The sequence below is a fragment of the Klebsiella sp. CN_Kp066 genome (assembly GCF_040065135.1).
GTDB classification, from domain to species: Bacteria; Pseudomonadota; Gammaproteobacteria; order Enterobacterales; family Enterobacteriaceae; genus Klebsiella; species Klebsiella oxytoca.
In genome coordinates, this window is record NZ_JBEAIU010000037.1 from 19,943 (window position 1) to 35,072 (window position 15,130).

At 58.5% G+C, this 15,130-nt stretch carries 15 protein-coding genes; 2 read left to right on the forward strand and 13 right to left on the reverse strand.

Annotated elements, in window-relative coordinates:
- Position 1: 1 nt before the first annotated feature.
- From pcaF to paaA, 10 genes are read right to left on the reverse strand one after another with little or no spacing between them, the layout of a single operon-like run.
- Positions 2 to 1,207: a 3-oxoadipyl-CoA thiolase gene (gene pcaF / locus ABLV75_RS14235; protein ID WP_265815942.1), complete on the reverse strand. Its 1,206-nt coding sequence runs from the start codon at positions 1,205 to 1,207 to the stop codon at positions 2 to 4.
- Complete coding sequence (paaI, locus tag ABLV75_RS14240) at positions 1,207 to 1,629, reverse strand: hydroxyphenylacetyl-CoA thioesterase PaaI (protein WP_004101689.1); 423 nt, start codon at positions 1,627 to 1,629, stop codon at positions 1,207 to 1,209. Before paaI ends, pcaF begins: the two co-directional genes overlap by 1 nt.
- The gene (locus tag ABLV75_RS14245; protein ID WP_348855001.1) at positions 1,619 to 3,040 is read right to left on the reverse strand and encodes a 3-hydroxyacyl-CoA dehydrogenase; all 1,422 of its coding nucleotides are present in this window, start codon (positions 3,038 to 3,040) and stop codon (positions 1,619 to 1,621) included. Before ABLV75_RS14245 ends, paaI begins: the two co-directional genes overlap by 11 nt.
- A 3-nt stretch (positions 3,041 to 3,043) precedes the next feature.
- Complete coding sequence (gene paaG / locus ABLV75_RS14250; RefSeq protein ID WP_016807880.1) at positions 3,044 to 3,832, reverse strand: 2-(1,2-epoxy-1,2-dihydrophenyl)acetyl-CoA isomerase PaaG; 789 nt, start codon at positions 3,830 to 3,832, stop codon at positions 3,044 to 3,046.
- Positions 3,833 to 3,834: 2 nt separating this feature from the next.
- Entirely contained in the window at positions 3,835 to 4,602 is a 768-nt protein-coding gene (gene paaF, locus ABLV75_RS14255; RefSeq protein ID WP_004101684.1) for a 2,3-dehydroadipyl-CoA hydratase PaaF, read from the reverse strand.
- On the reverse strand, positions 4,599 to 5,669 hold the full coding sequence (paaE, locus tag ABLV75_RS14260) for a 1,2-phenylacetyl-CoA epoxidase subunit PaaE (protein ID WP_004101682.1): 1,071 nt from the start codon (positions 5,667 to 5,669) through the stop codon (positions 4,599 to 4,601). The genes paaF and paaE overlap by 4 nt, the downstream gene beginning before the upstream one ends.
- A gap of 7 nt (positions 5,670 to 5,676) precedes the next feature.
- On the reverse strand, positions 5,677 to 6,174 hold the full coding sequence (paaD, locus tag ABLV75_RS14265) for a 1,2-phenylacetyl-CoA epoxidase subunit PaaD (RefSeq protein WP_004101681.1): 498 nt from the start codon (positions 6,172 to 6,174) through the stop codon (positions 5,677 to 5,679).
- Between the two features lie 12 nt (positions 6,175 to 6,186).
- On the reverse strand, positions 6,187 to 6,942 hold the full coding sequence (gene paaC, locus ABLV75_RS14270; protein ID WP_004101680.1) for a 1,2-phenylacetyl-CoA epoxidase subunit PaaC: 756 nt from the start codon (positions 6,940 to 6,942) through the stop codon (positions 6,187 to 6,189).
- Between the two features lie 7 nt (positions 6,943 to 6,949).
- Positions 6,950 to 7,237: a 1,2-phenylacetyl-CoA epoxidase subunit PaaB gene (gene paaB, locus ABLV75_RS14275; RefSeq protein ID WP_004101679.1), complete on the reverse strand. Its 288-nt coding sequence runs from the start codon at positions 7,235 to 7,237 to the stop codon at positions 6,950 to 6,952.
- 11 nt (positions 7,238 to 7,248) lie between these two features.
- Positions 7,249 to 8,178 (reverse strand): 1,2-phenylacetyl-CoA epoxidase subunit PaaA, encoded by a 930-nt coding sequence (gene paaA / locus ABLV75_RS14280; RefSeq protein ID WP_004101678.1) that lies wholly within the window; start codon positions 8,176 to 8,178, stop codon positions 7,249 to 7,251.
- Positions 8,179 to 8,465: 287 nt separating this feature from the next.
- Between paaA and paaZ the strand changes: the two genes are divergently transcribed.
- Positions 8,466 to 10,511 carry a phenylacetic acid degradation bifunctional protein PaaZ gene (gene paaZ / locus ABLV75_RS14285; protein ID WP_265815940.1) on the forward strand — a complete coding sequence of 682 codons (2,046 nt, stop codon included), beginning with the start codon at positions 8,466 to 8,468 and terminating at the stop codon, positions 10,509 to 10,511.
- A gap of 190 nt (positions 10,512 to 10,701) precedes the next feature.
- Positions 10,702 to 12,960, forward strand: coding sequence for a primary-amine oxidase (gene tynA, locus ABLV75_RS14290; RefSeq protein WP_348855003.1), 2,259 nt, complete (start codon positions 10,702 to 10,704; stop codon positions 12,958 to 12,960).
- A 283-nt stretch (positions 12,961 to 13,243) separates the two neighbouring features.
- On the opposite strand, the gene ABLV75_RS14295 is transcribed toward tynA, so the two are convergent.
- The 3 genes from ABLV75_RS14295 to ABLV75_RS14305 all read right to left on the reverse strand — a co-directional run bounded on the left by ABLV75_RS14295 (position 13,244) and on the right by ABLV75_RS14305 (position 15,103).
- Positions 13,244 to 13,669: a VOC family protein gene (locus ABLV75_RS14295; protein WP_004101672.1), complete on the reverse strand. Its 426-nt coding sequence runs from the start codon at positions 13,667 to 13,669 to the stop codon at positions 13,244 to 13,246.
- 294 nt (positions 13,670 to 13,963) lie between these two features.
- Positions 13,964 to 14,233, reverse strand: coding sequence for an HPr family phosphocarrier protein (locus ABLV75_RS14300; protein ID WP_004101670.1), 270 nt, complete (start codon positions 14,231 to 14,233; stop codon positions 13,964 to 13,966).
- A 9-nt stretch (positions 14,234 to 14,242) separates the two neighbouring features.
- Entirely contained in the window at positions 14,243 to 15,103 is an 861-nt protein-coding gene (locus ABLV75_RS14305; RefSeq protein ID WP_004101668.1) for a class II aldolase, read from the reverse strand.
- Positions 15,104 to 15,130: the final 27 nt, after the last annotated feature.

Consider the following 15,130-nt stretch of genomic DNA (forward strand, 5'->3'; position numbering starts at 1 on the left):
CTCACACTCGCTCAAGGATCATGGCAATGCCCTGACCCACGCCAATACACATCGTACACAGCGCATAGCGCGCGCTGCGGCGCTGTAGCTCCAGACTGGCGCTTAATGCCAGCCGGGCGCCGCTCATTCCCAACGGATGGCCTAAGGCGATGGCGCCGCCGTTGGGGTTAACATGGGGGGCATCGTCCGCCAGCCCCAGCTGTCTGAGCACGCCCAATGCCTGAGCGGCAAAGGCTTCATTCAGCTCAATCAAGTCCATGTCGTTAATGTTCAGCCCGGCGCGTTCCAGCACTTTACGTACCGCCGGAACCGGCCCCAGCCCCATAAATTTCGGCTCGACGCCCGCCGTCGCCATGGCCACAATGCGCGCCCGGGGCGTCAGCCCCTGGATGATGGCCTGCTGCGAGCTTGCGATAATCAACGCCGCGGCGCCGTCGTTGACGCCGGAGGCATTTCCCGCAGTCACTACGCCGCCCTGGCGGAACGGCGTTTTTAGCCGCGAAAGCTGTTCAATGGTGGTGTCCGCTCGCGGATGCTCGTCGTCACGCACGACGTTTACCGCCCCTTTCCGGCCGATAATGTCGACCGGCACGATCTCCTGGGCCAGAATACCGTCGCGCTGAGCCTGAGCCGTCCGCTGCTGGCTGCGGAAAGCGAAAGCGTCCTGATCGGCGCGGCTGATATTTAACAATTCAGCTACATTCTCCGCCGTTTCCGGCATGCTGTCAGTGCCAAATCGCCGCTGCATGAGCGGGTTCACAAAACGCCAGCCGATGGTGGTATCAAACAGCTCGGCCTGGCGCTGATACGGGGCGCTGGCCTTCCCCATCACGAACGGCGCTCGCGACATGGACTCAACGCCGCCGGCGATCATCAGATCCGCCTCTCCGGCTTTGATGGCGCGGGCCGCGAAGCCGATGGCGTCCAGACCGGAGCCGCACAGGCGGTTAATGGTGGTACCGGGTACGCTGTAGGGATAGCCCGCCAATAGCGTCGCCATATGGGCCACGTTGCGGTTGTCTTCACCGGCCTGGTTGGCGCAGCCGAGAATCACATCATCAATCGATGCCGGGTCGAACTTAGGGTTACGGCTCAGTAGCTCGCGCAGCGGGATGGCGGCCAGGTCATCGGCGCGCACGCTGGCCAGCGCCCCGCCGTAGCGGCCAATCGGCGTGCGGATCCCGTCACAAATATAAGCGTCGCGCATCAGACTTCTCCTGTGATTGTGCCGCCGATGCGGTGCGATTTACCGCGAAACAAGGCAACAACTTTTTGCTGTTGATTGACAATTTCAATGTCATAGACCCCGGTCAGCTTGCCCTGATGCTTGACTCTCGCCGTCGCGGTCAGCAGCTCACCGACAAAGGCCGGGCGCAGAAAATCGATGCTCGCCGCCGACGCGACCGCCGCCAGCCCCTGGCTGTTGCAGGCGTATGCGAAGGCGGTATCGGCGAGCGAAAACAGCTGCCCGCCGTGGCAGGTATGATGGCCGTTGAGCATGTTCGCGGTAACCGCCATGGACATCTGCGCGTAGCCGTCATCCATCTCGATAATCTTGATCCCCAGCGCTTGCGCGCAGTTATCGTTCTCATACATCGCGCGGGCGTTACGCCAGGCTTCATTGCTCATGATGTTTCTCCATCAGCGCCTTCTGACGCAGCAGGGAACAGGGCCGATAGCGCTCCTCGCCGTAGTGCTGTTGTAGGTTCTCCAACAGCCGCAGTATCCGGCCCCAGCCAAGTGATGCCCCCCACGCCAGCGGACCGCGCGGGTAGTTAACGCCCAGGCGCATGGCGGTATCGATATCCTCGGCGCCGGCAACGCCTTTTTGCATCGCATCCAGCGCTTCGTTAACCAGCATCGCCACCGTGCGCCACACCAGCAGCCCGGGATAGTCGGCGATCTGCAGCACCTTTTTGCCCTGCTGCTGAAAATAGAAAATGGCTTTGTCGGTCGCCGCCTGTGAGGTCGTTTCCGCGCTGGCCAGCACCACCGTTTCGCCCGCGCTATGGTCGTAGACCACCACCGGACGGCCGTGCTGGATGCTTAATGCCAGGGCGGTTTCACCGGTCGTTTCCAGCAGCAGCACCTCGTCCAGCTCGGTGACAACGTCACTTTTAATGCGCTTTGCTGCGCGTTCTACTGATACGGCGGCCAGCGCCAGCTCAGGCTGCGCTTCGCCAGGCCAGCAGTAGACCCCCTGCCCGCTCTTTTTGCCCAGCCGTCCGGCCAGAACCAGCTCCTGCTGCAGCAGCGATGGCAGATAGCGGCGGTCCTGCCAGAAGGCGTTAAACACCGAACAGGTCACCGCAAAGTTAACGTCCTGGCCTATCAGGTCGGTCAACGCCAGCGGCCCCATGGGAAAACCGCCGCCGTCGCGCAGAGCGGCGTCAATCACCTCCGGCGCGGCAACCTGCTCCTCCAGCGCTCGCCACGCTTCGGCATAAAAAGGACGCGCCACGCGGTTGACGATAAAACCGGGCGTCGAACGGCAGCGAACCGGCTGTTTTCCCCAGGCGCAGACCCGCTGGCAGAGCTGTTCAACGACTTCCGCCGAGGTCGCCAGGCCGCTGACCACTTCGACCAGCTTCATCACCGGGGCCGGGTTAAAGAAGTGCAGCCCGGCAACCCGCTCCGGGTGCGCGACTCCAGCGGCGATGGCGGTGATCGATATCGACGACGTGTTGCTGACTAGCAGCGTTGACGGGGAGCAGATTTCAGCCAGCTGTTTGAACAGCGCTTTTTTCACGTCCAGGCGCTCGGAGGCAGCTTCAATAACCAGCTCCGCGCGGGCTAAATCGCTCAGATCCTCAGCCGGAGACAGACGCGTCAGCAGCGCCTCAGTCTGGCCAGCCGCCAGCTTGCCGCGGCTGACGCGGGAGGCCAGACGTTGACCAATACCGTCGATGGCGCGAACCACCGCCTCAGGATCGATGTCGAAAATCAGTACCGGATGCCCGGCGGCGGCGGCCACCTCGGCAATGCCGGCGCCCATGGTGCCGCTGCCTATTACCGCAACGGTAGGTAACGTTTTGCTCATCGGCTATTTCCCGCTGAATTGAGGTGGACGCTTCGCGAGGAAGGCGCTGACGCCTTCGCGATAGTCGGCGCTGCGTCCGGCCAGGCGCTGATAATCGCGCTCAAGATCGAGCTGCTGATCCAGAGTCTGGGTTTCCGCAAGCTGAAGCGCCTTCTTAATCAGACCGAGGCCATAAGTTGGCTGGGCGGCCAGATGACGGGCCAGCGCCAGGCCGGTCTCTTTCAGCTCGGCATCGTCCACCACCTGCCAGATCATCCCCCACTGTGCGGCCTGCTCTGCGCTCAGGCTATCGCCCAGCAGCGCCAGCCCCATCGCCCTCGCCCGTCCCGCCACGCGCGGCAGAAACCAGCTGCCGCCGCAGTCCGGCACCAGACCAAGCTTGCTGAACGCCATCACGAATTTCGCCGAACGCGCCGCCAGCACGATATCGCAGCCCAGCGCCAGCGTAGCTCCCGCACCCGCCGCGACCCCGTTCACCGCACAAATTACCGGCTTCGGCAGCGCCGCCAGACGGCGCACCAGCGGGTTATAGAAACGCTCAACCGAGAGCCCGAGATCCGGCGCCGGCCCGCTGGGGTCGACGTTACGGTCATTTAAATCCTGCCCGGCGCAAAAACCGCGCCCCGCACCGGTCACCAGCAGGCAGCGTATGCTGTCGTCGCGTTCGGCCTGTTTCAGGCACGCCGCCAGCTGCTGGTGCATCAGGTCGTTAAAACTGTTCAGTCGGTCCGGGCGATTAAGGGTAATCGTCATCACGCCCTGTTCTGTTTCGCTGAGAATGAAAGCTTCCACGATTAGCGTCCTTTAAATTCCGCAGTACGTTTATGGAGAAAGGCGTCGATGCCTTCGCGACGGTCTTCAGTCGCGCTCAGCAAAGTAAATAACTGGCGTTCCTGCTGAATCCCGGCCTGCAGGCTGACCTCCTGCGACAACCGTAAGGCCTGTTTAGCCGCGCGCAGCGCCAGCGGCGAGTGGCGGGCCACGGTTGCTGCCAAAGCGAGTGCATATTCATCGGTGAGCGCTGGCGGATAAACCTCGCTTACCAGCCCCGCCCGCAGCGCCTGCCTGGCATCGATGCTTTCGCCGCTCAATATCATCCGGCTGGCCAGCGCTTTACCGACGCTGCGGATCAGGCGCTGGGTCCCGCCCGCGCCCGGCATAATACCGAGGGTGATTTCCGGCAGGCCAAAACGGGCGTTATCGCCGGCGACTATCAGGTCGCAGAGCAGCGCCAGTTCGCATCCGGCGCCGAGGGCATAGCCGTTTACCGAGGCGATCAGCGGTTTGGTGAAGGCGTCGATACGCGCCCACAGCCGCGGTCGAATATCATCGAGGGTGGCAGGCAGATCTTTTTCCGCCATTTCGTTCAGGTCAGCCCCTGCGGCAAAAAAGCGTTGATTACCGCTAATGACGCAGACGCCGACCGTCGGGTCCAGCGCCGCCGCGTCGAGCACGTCGGCAATTTGCGTCAGCAGCGCGTTATTCAGCGCGTTGCGCGCCTGCGGGCGATTAAGCGTCAGCTGGAGGACGCGCGCGTGGCGAGCAATTAACAGTTCGCTCATGCCATCCCCCGCGCGTCGAAATCGACGATCACATCGCCGCTGGTGGGCAGCGACTGGCAGCTCAGCACGTAACCTGCCGCCACTTCGTCGGCTTCGAGGCCGTAGTTAGCAGCCATCGCTACCTCGCCGCGCAGGACTTTGCATTTACAGGTGGCGCAGACTCCGCCTTTGCAGGCAAACGGCAGATCCGCCCCCTGGCGTAGCGCGGCGTCAAGGATGCTGTCATCCTCTGCGCTGAGGGCGATGGTTCTGTCGCGGCCGTCCTGACGGATTGTGACCGTGCGCCCCTCCGCCTGGACGCCGGTGGCCCGCTTGACGCTGCTGCCCGGGGTATTAAAGCGCTCCAGATGAATCGCTTTCTCCGGTATGCCCAGTTCGCGCAGGGTCATCTCCGCTTCATCCATCATCGCCGCTGGCCCGCAGACAAAGGCGCGCTCAAAGCGGCTGAAATCCAGCAGACGGGCGGCCAGCGCGCGTAGCTTGTCGCCATTGATGCGCCCCTGCAGCAGATCGCTGTCCATCGCCTCCTGGCTGAACAGATGCACCACCTGCAGGCGTTGCGGATAGCGGTCTTTCAGGTCGGCCAGCGCCTGGCGGAACATCATGCTGTGGCTGCTGCGGTTGCCGTAAATCAGGGTGAAACGGCTGTCGAGTTCGGTGGCGAGGGTGGCGTCGATAATCGCCATCATCGGCGTAATACCTGAGCCAGCGGCAATCGCCAGGTATTCCGCGCTGCGCCCGGCCTGCGGCTGGTAGCCAAAGTGGCCCTGCGGCACCATCACCTCCAACGCCATCCCTTGTTGAATGTCGTTCTGGGCATAGCGTGAGAAGCGTCCGCCGTCGATGGCCTTGACCGCCACGCTGATTTCCCCCGGCGTGCGGCTGCGGCAAATGGAGTAGCAGCGACGCAGCTCTTCCCCGCCAAGGCGGGCTTTTAATGTCAGATGCTGGCCCGGACGGAAGGCGTATGCGTTTCGCAGCGCGTCGGGAATGGCAAAGGTGATGGTCACCGCATCGCGGGTTTCCGGCTCCACTTTCGCCACGGTAAGCGAATGAAATGTCGTCATCGCAACCTCAAATACATTTAAAGTAATCAAAGGGTTCCCGGCAGCTGTCGCAGCGATACAGCGCTTTGCAGGCCGTGGAACCGAATTCGCTAATCAGCGAGGTATGGCGGCTGGCGCAGCGCGGGCAGACCACCTCCTCCGGCATATGGGCATGGCAGGCATGACCCTGCGGCGGACTGATGCCGTACTGGCGCAGACGTTCACGCGCCTCCGGCCCCATCCAGTCAGTAGTCCACGGCGGGTCCAGCTGCAGCACGATATGCACCGGCGCGTAGCCGTTTTCCGTCATTGCCGCGCGGATTTCTCCCAACAGATGTTCGGTCGCCGGGCAGCCCGAGTAGGTTGGCGTAAAGCCAATCACCCAGCCATCGCCGCGGCGATCCACGCTGCGCACCATGCCGAGGTCGGTAATCGTCAACACCGGAACTTCCGGGTCGGGAATGGCGCTTAATACCTCCCAGACGGCGTGGATCTCCGGGGGAGCGATATCAACCAGACGTTGCATAACCACCTCCTGCTACCACTGCTGGCCGGGATACGCGCGCTGTAAATACTGCATCTCCGCCAGCAGCGGCCCGAGATGCTCGCTGTGCAGCCCCTGTTTACCGCCGCTGCGGAAGGCCGCTTCTTGCGGGATCTGTAAACCGGAGTCGATCAGCGCCGTATGTACCGCACTCTGCCATTCGCCCTGCAGTTCGCGTGGGTCGACGGCGATGCCCTGCGCGCTCAGCTCAATCTCCAGCTCATCGGCCTGGAACAGCTCGCCGGTAAAGCGCCACAGATTATCGACTGCGCTTTGCATTCTCTGCGCCGAAAGCGCCGTGCCGTTGCCCAGGCGCTCCAGCCAGCCACGGCTAAAGCGCTGGTGGTAGCGCACTTCTTTTAACGCTTTGGCGGCGATGGCGGCGAGCTGCGTATCGCGACTGCCGACCAGGCGGCTGAACAGCGCTACGTGCCAGACATCGATAAAAAACTGGCGAGCAAGGGTGTCGGCAAAGTTGCCGTTGGGCTGCTCCGCCAGCAGCAAATTGCGAAACTGACGCTCGTCGCGGCCAAAGGCCAGGGTGTCTTCATCGCCGCTGCCAGCCAGTTCAGCGGCATAGCTGAGGAAATTGCGCGCCTGCCCCAGCAGGTCGAGACCGATATTGGCCAGCGCCAGATCGATCTCCAGCTCCGGCGCATGTCCGCACCACTCGCCCAGACGCTGGGCCAGCACCAGGCCGTTATCGCCGAGGCGCAGAGCATAAGCTGCAACGGGATTATCGTTTTTCATCGTCGCCTCACATATGTTCCATGCCGTCGGGCACGGTGTAGAAGGTGGGATGGCGATAGACTTTGCTCTCCGCCGGATCGAAAAATTCACCGCGCTCTTCAGGCTGCGAGGCAACGATTTCGCTGGCCTTCACCACCCAAATCGAACAGCCTTCGCTGCGGCGGGTATAGGCATCGCGGGCGTTTTCCAGCGCCATCTGGTCATCGGCGGCGTGCAGACTGCCGACGTGGCGGTGTGACAGTCCCTGTTTGCTGCGAACGAACACTTCATATAAAGGCCAATAGTTATTGCTCATCTTTCTTCTCCTTATGCGGCGTCGCGAGCCTGCTGTTTTTGCGCATGCGCCAGCGCGGCTTCCCGCACCCATGCGCCCTCTTCCCACGCCTTGCGTTTAGCGGCCAGACGTTCGTGGTTGCAGATCCCGCGTCCGGCAATGACCTCGTTAAATTCCTGCCAGTCGATGGCGCCAAAGCGGTAGTGGCCGGTGGCTTCATCCCGCTGTAAATCCGGGTCGGGTACGGTCATGCCGAGGATTTCCACCTGCGGAATGGTGTTATCGACAAAGCGCTGGCGCAGCTCATCGTTGGAGTGACGCTTGATTTTCCACGCCATGCTGCGGGCGCTGTTTGGCGAGTTATCGTCGTTCGGACCGAACATCATCAGCGCCGGCCACCAGAAACGGTTGATGGCGTCCTGCAGCATCTGCCGCTGCGCGTCGCTACCCTGCGCCAGCGCCATGCAGGCTTCGAATCCCTGGCGCTGATGAAAGCTCTCCTCTTTGCAGATCTTGACCATCGCCCGGGCATAGGGTCCGTAGGAGGTACGGCACAGCGCCACCTGATTGACGATGGCCGCGCCGTCCACCAGCCAGCCGATTACGCCGATGTCCGCCCAGCTCAGGGTCGGGTAGTTGAAGATGGAGGAGTACTTCATCTTGCCGTCGAGCATCTTCTGATACAGATCTTCGCGGGCGCAGCCGAGGGTTTCCGCGGCGCTGTAGAGATACAGACCGTGCCCGGCTTCATCCTGCACTTTCGCCAGCAGAATCGCTTTGCGGCGCAGGGTTGGCGCGCGAGTTATCCAGTTGCCCTCCGGCAGCATGCCGACGATTTCCGAATGCGCGTGCTGACCAATCTGGCGGATCAGCGTTTTGCGGTAGGCTTCCGGCATCCAGTCCTGCGGTTCGATGGCCGTCTCCTGCGCGATGCGCTGGTCAAAGCGTTGTTCTTCTGTCACGTCATCACCTTTTATGATTCCAATAAATTCGACTATAAATAATTTTCGAATCACTTTGTTTTATAAAAGTTACATTCAGGTTAAATAAAACCACAAATTTTGTTTGTTCTTTTTGTGATAGCTACCGCAAAAGCATTTGTAAACCCCATAAATAACAATAGATTAAGTGCTAAACGCAGATCGCCACCGATCACAATGTTAATAAATTATTAAATACAGGCTTGCTTTTTATGATTCACCAAAGAACTATTTATAGATATTTCACGTAACACATCTGGAGATGAAACATGCAGCAGTTAGCCAGCTACTTGTCCGGCACGTGGCAGACCGGCCGGGGCCACGCGCGCACTATCCATCACGCCATCAGCGGCGAAGCGCTATGGGAAGTCACCAGCGAGGGTCTGGATATGGCGCAGGCGCGACGCTTCGCGATTGAGCGCGGCGGCAAAGCGCTGGAGGCGATGACCTTTATTGAGCGCAGCGCAATGCTGAAGGCGGTCGCCAGATATTTGCTGGAGCAGAAGGCGGCGTTGTATACAATCTCTGCCGAAACCGGCGCTACCCGTGCCGACAGCTGGGTGGATATCGAAGGGGGCATTGGCACCCTTTTCACCTACGCCAGCCTTGGCAGCCGCGAGCTGCCGGACGATACCCTGTGGCCGGAAGATGAGCTGATTCCGCTATCAAAACAGGGAGGCTTCGCCGCCCGCCACGTGCTGACCTCGAAGTCCGGCGTGGCAGTGCATATCAACGCTTTTAACTTTCCCTGCTGGGGCATGCTGGAAAAGCTGGCGCCCACCTGGCTTGCCGGGATGCCCGCCATCATCAAACCGGCTACCGCTACCGCGCAGCTGACTCAGGCGATGGTTAAAATGATTGTCGATAGCGGACTGGTGCCGGTGGGCGCAATCAGCCTGATCTGCGGTGGCGCGGGCGATCTGCTCGACCATCTCGATAGCCAGGATGTTGTCACCTTTACCGGCTCGGCCCATACCGGACAGCAGCTGCGGGTGCATCCCAACCTGGTCGCGAAGTCCATTCCCTTCACCATGGAAGCGGATTCGCTAAACTGTTGCGTACTCGGTGACGACGTCACGCCGGAGCAGCCGGAGTTCGCGCTGTTCATTCGCGAAGTGGTACGAGAAATGACGGCGAAGGCCGGGCAAAAGTGCACCGCCATCCGCCGTATTATCGTGCCGCAGGCACAGGTTAAAGCGGTGAGCGACGCGCTGGTTGCGCGCCTGCAAAAAGTGGCGTTCGGTGACCCGGCGCAGGAAGGCGTTAAGATGGGCGCGTTGGTCAACCACGAACAGCGTCAGGACGTACAGGATAATGTAAACCGTCTGATCGAAGCGGGATGTGAAGTGTTGCTGGGTGGTCGCGCGGATCTCAACGCCGCGGGCGCATTCTTCCCGCCGACGCTGCTGTTCTGCCCGCAGCCGGATGAGACCCCGGCGGTACACGCCATTGAAGCGTTCGGCCCCGTGGCTACTCTGATGCCCTATCAGAGCGTCGAGCATGCGATGGCCCTGGCGCGGGCCGGTGAAGGTAGCCTGGCAGGCACGCTGGTCACCGCCAGCGGAAAACTGGCGCGCGCGTTTATTCTCGGCGCCGCCCGCGCCCACGGGCGTATTCAGGTACTGAACGAAGAGTCTTCCGCAGAGTCCACCGGCCACGGCTCCCCGCTGCCGCAGCTGGTACACGGCGGTCCGGGGCGCGCCGGCGGCGGTGAAGAGCTGGGCGGCCTGCGGGCGGTGAAGCACTATATGCAGCGCACCGCGATTCAGGGTAGCCCGACGATGCTCGCCGCCATCGGCCAGCAGTGGGTGCGCGGCGCGCAGGTGGTGGAAGACCGCATTCACCCGTTCCGCAAATATTTCGAGGAGATCCAGCCGGGCGACAGCCTGTTGACTCCGCGCCGCACGCTGTCCGAGGCGGATATCGTCAACTTCGCCTGCCTGAGCGGCGATCACTTTTACGCCCATATGGATAAGATTGCCGCGGCGGAGTCGATTTTCGGCGAACGCGTGGTGCACGGCTACTTCCTGATTTCCGCCGCTGCCGGGCTGTTTGTTGACGCCGGGGTCAGCCCGGTGATCGCCAACTACGGGATGGAGAATCTGCGCTTCATCGAGCCGGTGAAGCCGGGGGATACCATCCAGGTACGCCTGACCTGCAAACGCAAAACGGTGAAACGTCAGCGCAGCGCGGAGGAGAAAGCGACCGGCGTCGTCGAGTGGGCGGTAGAGATTTTTAACCAGCACCAGCAGGCGGTCGCGCTCTACTCCATCCTGACCCTGGTGGCCCGCCAGCTGGGGGATTTTGCGGAGTAAATATTAGAAATTCGCCCATCTTTATCGCCATCTTCATGCCTCTGCGGAGGCATTTTTTGTAACTGGCAAAACTGACAAACAACCTGGCAAAAGCAGGCAAACGCCCCGGCGCTGACCGCTGTTAGGTTAACGATAGACAAGCCGACATTCGCAGCGGCACTGCACAACACAACAATAAGGTGAGGTCTCAATGGCGATTCTTTCTCCCCGCAAAACGGCTCTGGCGCTGGCTGTCGCCCTGTTTTGCGCCTGGCAAGGCCCGGCGTTCTCCCACGGCGGCGAAGCCCATATGGTCCCGATGGATAAAACCCTGCAGGATTTCGGCGCAGACGTTCAGTGGGATGACTACGCGCAGATGTATACCCTGATCAAAGACGGCGCTTACGTGAAGGTTAAACCGGGGGCGAAAACGGCCATCGTCAACGGCAAAACCCTCGATTTGCAGGTGCCGGTGGTGATCAAAGAGGGTAAAGCGTGGGTTTCTGACGCCTTCATCAACGATGTCTTCCAGTCCGGTCTCGATCAGACCTTTCAGGTGGAAAAACGCCCGCATCCGCTGAATTCGCTGTCAGCGGCGGAAATCAGCGCAGCGGTCGCTATCGTTAAAGCCGCGGCGGATTTCAAACCTAATACTCGCTTTAGCGAAGTCTCCCTGCGCGAGCCCGATAAAGCCGCCGTCTGGGCCTTTGCTCTTCAGGGCACACAGGTCGACGCCCCTCGCGCTGCCGACGTGATTATGCTCGATGGCAAGCACATCATTGAAGCCGTAGTCGATCTCCGGAATAAGAAGGTCCTCTCATGGACGCCGATTAAAGAGGCCCACGGCATGGTACTGCTGGACGATTTCGCCAGCGTGCAGAACATCATCAATGCCAGCAGCGAATTTGCCGAAGTGTTGAAAAAACGCGGCATCGATGACCCAAGCAAGGTGGTCACCACGCCGTTAACCGTCGGCTATTTCGACGGCAAAGATGGCCTCAAGCAGGATGCGCGGCTGCTGAAAGTGGTGAGCTATCTTGACGTTGGCGACGGTAACTACTGGGCGCATCCGATTGAAAATCTGGTCGCGGTAGTCGACCTCGAACAGAAGAAGATTATTAAAATTGAAGAAGGTCCGACGATCCCGGTACCGATGGCAGCCCGCCCCTATGACGGGCGCGACCGCGTGGCACCGAAGGTTAAACCCCTCGATATCATCGAGCCGGAAGGCAAAAACTACACCATTACCGGCGATGTGATCCACTGGCAAAACTGGGATTTCCACCTGCGCATGAACTCCCGCGTTGGGCCGATTCTCTCCACCGTGACATATAACGATAACGGCAAGAAACGTCAGGTGATGTACGAAGGATCGCTCGGTGGAATGATCGTGCCCTACGGCGACCCGGACGTGGGCTGGTACTTTAAGGCCTATCTCGATTCCGGCGACTACGGCATGGGCACCCTGACCTCACCTATCGTCCGCGGTAAAGACGCGCCGTCCAACGCGGTCCTGCTGGATGAAACCATCGCCGACTATACCGGCACACCCACTACCATTCCGCGCGCGATCGCTATTTTCGAACGCTACGCCGGGCCGGAGTATAAACATCAGGAGATGGGCAAGCCGAACGTCAGTACCGAGCGCCGCGAACTGGTGGTGCGCTGGATCAGTACCGTCGGCAACTACGACTATATCTTTGACTGGGTATTCCACGAAAACGGCACTATCGGCATTGACGCCGGAGCGACCGGCATCGAAGCGGTTAAAGGCGTGAAAGCGAAGACCATGCATGACCCGAGCGCCAAAGAGGACACCCGCTACGGCACGCTGATTGACCATAATATTGTCGGCACCACCCACCAGCATATTTATAACTTCCGCCTCGATCTTGACGTTGACGGAGAGAACAACACGCTGGTGGCCATGGACCCGGAAGTGAAGCCGAATACCGCCGGCGGCCCGCGCAGCAGCACCATGCAGATCAATCAGTACACGATTGATAGCGAGCAGAAAGCGGCGCAGAAATTTGACCCGGGCACCATCCGTCTGCTAAGCAATACCACCAGGGAAAACCGGATGGGTAATCCGGTGTCATATCAGATTATCCCTTACGCGGGCGGCACGCATCCGGTCGCTACCGGGGCAAAATTTGCCCCTGATGAGTGGATTTACCATCGCCTGAGCTTTATGGATAAACAGTTGTGGGTCACCCGCTATCATCCGACCGAACGCTTCCCGGAAGGTAAGTACCCTAACCGTTCAATTCACGACACCGGCCTCGGCCAGTACGCGAAAGATGATGAATCCCTGGACAACCACGATGATGTCGTGTGGATCACCACCGGTACCACCCACGTTGCCCGCGCTGAGGAGTGGCCGATTATGCCGACCGAGTGGGCGCATGCGCTGCTGAAACCGTGGAACTTCTTTGACGAGACGCCGACGCTTGGCGAGAAGAAGGAGTAAGGTGGCTTAGACGCTAAACGGCGATAAAACCAGGGTCTGGGGCTATCGCCGTTCTCAGCTTATTCAGAAGAATGCCCTGCCGCTCCGCTCTCCTGAGCTCATTAAGGGACGGCACCATAATCAGCCCGGCAGCTTTAATGCGGGAGTGAATTAGCCCGGGCGGCTAAGGGCCGGGGCGAACGGTGGCAGCCGTAAACGATATTGAGCGAGTTCGCCGCAAACGCCGTATTTCATCGCCAGGCTTTATCAATGCTCAAACCGTTAAATGGGTTAAGTGAAGTCCCTAAGGTTCATTTACGAACTTATCGGCTTCAGGAGAATAGCGCTGACAAACGCATGCCAGCTTATGCCCGTCAGGATCGCGCAGATAAGCAACATAAAAGTCGGGTCCGTATGCGGGGCGTGTACCTGGCTCGCCTTCACTCTCCCCTCCCGCAAGGAGACCTGCTGCATGGAATCGTCTGACAATGTCAGCATTGTCTGCATGAAATGCGAACATTGTCCCGTTTCCCGCCGTTGCGGGATGGCGGTCAAAAGGAGGACAGATGCAGAAGTTGAATACTTCATCCGGATTATTTTCATCTCCCCACATTGCCCAGCTTTCTGTCCAGGCAGGCAATCGCGAGTAGCCAAGAACCTTAAAAATAGCGTCATAAAAGTCCACGGAGCGCTGAAAGTTATTTGTACCTATAGTGATATAAGCCAGCATCTTATTGCATCCTCTTTGCCCTTTTCCCGAACATATAGTACAGCACATTAAGAATACATTTTACCCGCACAACCATAACGCGGGAGTTCATGGATGCTGGTGGGCGGCCTGGTGCCAGAAGCCGAAGTTTATACTCTGAAAGCTAAACGCTGTGGAGAGACATTAAGAGAGTAAGAAGGTCGATTCTATTAATGAAAAAAGCCTGCATTCAATAAGTTAAGTGATTGTGATTCAAAAGATCATAAGAGGCGCATCAAGTCGTCACAACTCCACGCGTCTCTTAAGGGAATGACACTATTCGGACTCACCAAAACCAGCAGCAAAGGCAGATTTTAATTCATCCATAAAGGCCAGTTCATCCTGTCCATCACAAATGAGATCAATCATCGTATTTCCTTTTACACCGGCACCCAGAATGCTCATCATTCCTTTAATGGGGATTTCTTTGTCATTATTAACCAGTATCAATGAAGACTGGTATTTTTTGACGATCCGGGCCAGGCTTGCGGCGGGTCGGGCATGTAATCCGGTACTGTTCATGACGCGTACTTTTTGTCTAATCATGTCCGATCCTTAACACGCTTTGCGAAATGCAGGATGAAGTTTATTCATCATCTGAATTTTAGAATACACATCATCTTCAACCGCCTGTTTTGCATTTGCCATTACGCGAGCAAGATTAGCCTCGTTATTATTGTTCACCCAGGCTTTTCCGACTGTAGTAATAAATGCTTTGCGCAAATCACTCGCAATATTAACCTTTGCCACTTTATAATTAACAAAGCTACGAAGAATCTCTTCATCAATACCAGAGCCGCCGTGGATAACCAGGGGGACCGGGCAAACGGAAGCAATGCGTTGCAGTAGCGGGATATCGATGCGTGGGATATCTTCCAGTCCGTGGACATTGCCGATTGACACTGCCAGCATGTCACACCCTGTTTCTTCAACGAAGCGCTGGACTTTCTCGGGTTCGGTTTTGCAGTCAGCCTCGCTAACGTGATCGTCTTCTTTACCCAGAATAGCGCCAAGTTCCGCTTCAACGGGTACGCCAAATGATTTACAGAAATCAACCGCCTCTCTTGTAAAAGCAATATTTTCTTCAAACGGTAAAGCCGCGCCATCAATCATTACTGAGGTAAACCCGGCTCTTACCGCCTGCTTAACATCTGCCAGGGTTTTACCATGGTCCAGATGCAGGCTCACCGGGACATCCATTTTGTCAGCATACCGTTTAACAATTTCGTAAATGTAATCGTAACCGGAAAGCTGCGCATTAGTTGGCGCAATCTGAATAAAATTAGGTAACCCCGAGCGTTCTATTGCATTAAGAATAGAAATTGTCGTCTCCAGGTTTGTTGTATTAAATGCACCAGCCAGCACATGCTTTTCCTGAATGCAATTGAGCAGGATCCTACCATTAACTAAAGGCATATTAACTCCAGATATATATATTGAAAG

Bases quoted from the DNA above. Each gene is read 5' to 3' on its own strand.
- paaB (WP_004101679.1), bottom strand. From the start codon at position 7,237: ATGAGCAATAACTATTGGCCTTTATATGAAGTGTTCGTTCGCAGCAAA.
- paaF (WP_004101684.1), bottom strand. From the start codon at position 4,602: ATGAGCGAACTGTTAATTGCTCGCCACGCGCGCGTCCTCCAGCTGACG.
- ABLV75_RS14305 (WP_004101668.1), bottom strand. From the start codon at position 15,103: ATGCCTTTAGTTAATGGTAGGATCCTGCTCAATTGCATTCAGGAAAAG.
- ABLV75_RS14245 (WP_348855001.1), bottom strand. From the start codon at position 3,040: ATGAGCAAAACGTTACCTACCGTTGCGGTAATAGGCAGCGGCACCATG.
- paaZ (WP_265815940.1), top strand. From the start codon at position 8,466: ATGCAGCAGTTAGCCAGCTACTTGTCCGGCACGTGGCAGACCGGCCGG.
- paaI (WP_004101689.1), bottom strand. From the start codon at position 1,629: ATGAGCAATGAAGCCTGGCGTAACGCCCGCGCGATGTATGAGAACGAT.
- ABLV75_RS14300 (WP_004101670.1), bottom strand. From the start codon at position 14,233: ATGATTAGACAAAAAGTACGCGTCATGAACAGTACCGGATTACATGCC.
- ABLV75_RS14295 (WP_004101672.1), bottom strand. From the start codon at position 13,669: ATGCTGGCTTATATCACTATAGGTACAAATAACTTTCAGCGCTCCGTG.
- paaC (WP_004101680.1), bottom strand. From the start codon at position 6,942: ATGAAAAACGATAATCCCGTTGCAGCTTATGCTCTGCGCCTCGGCGAT.
- tynA (WP_348855003.1), top strand. From the start codon at position 10,702: ATGGCGATTCTTTCTCCCCGCAAAACGGCTCTGGCGCTGGCTGTCGCC.
- paaD (WP_004101681.1), bottom strand. From the start codon at position 6,174: ATGCAACGTCTGGTTGATATCGCTCCCCCGGAGATCCACGCCGTCTGG.
- paaE (WP_004101682.1), bottom strand. From the start codon at position 5,669: ATGACGACATTTCATTCGCTTACCGTGGCGAAAGTGGAGCCGGAAACC.
- pcaF (WP_265815942.1), bottom strand. From the start codon at position 1,207: ATGCGCGACGCTTATATTTGTGACGGGATCCGCACGCCGATTGGCCGC.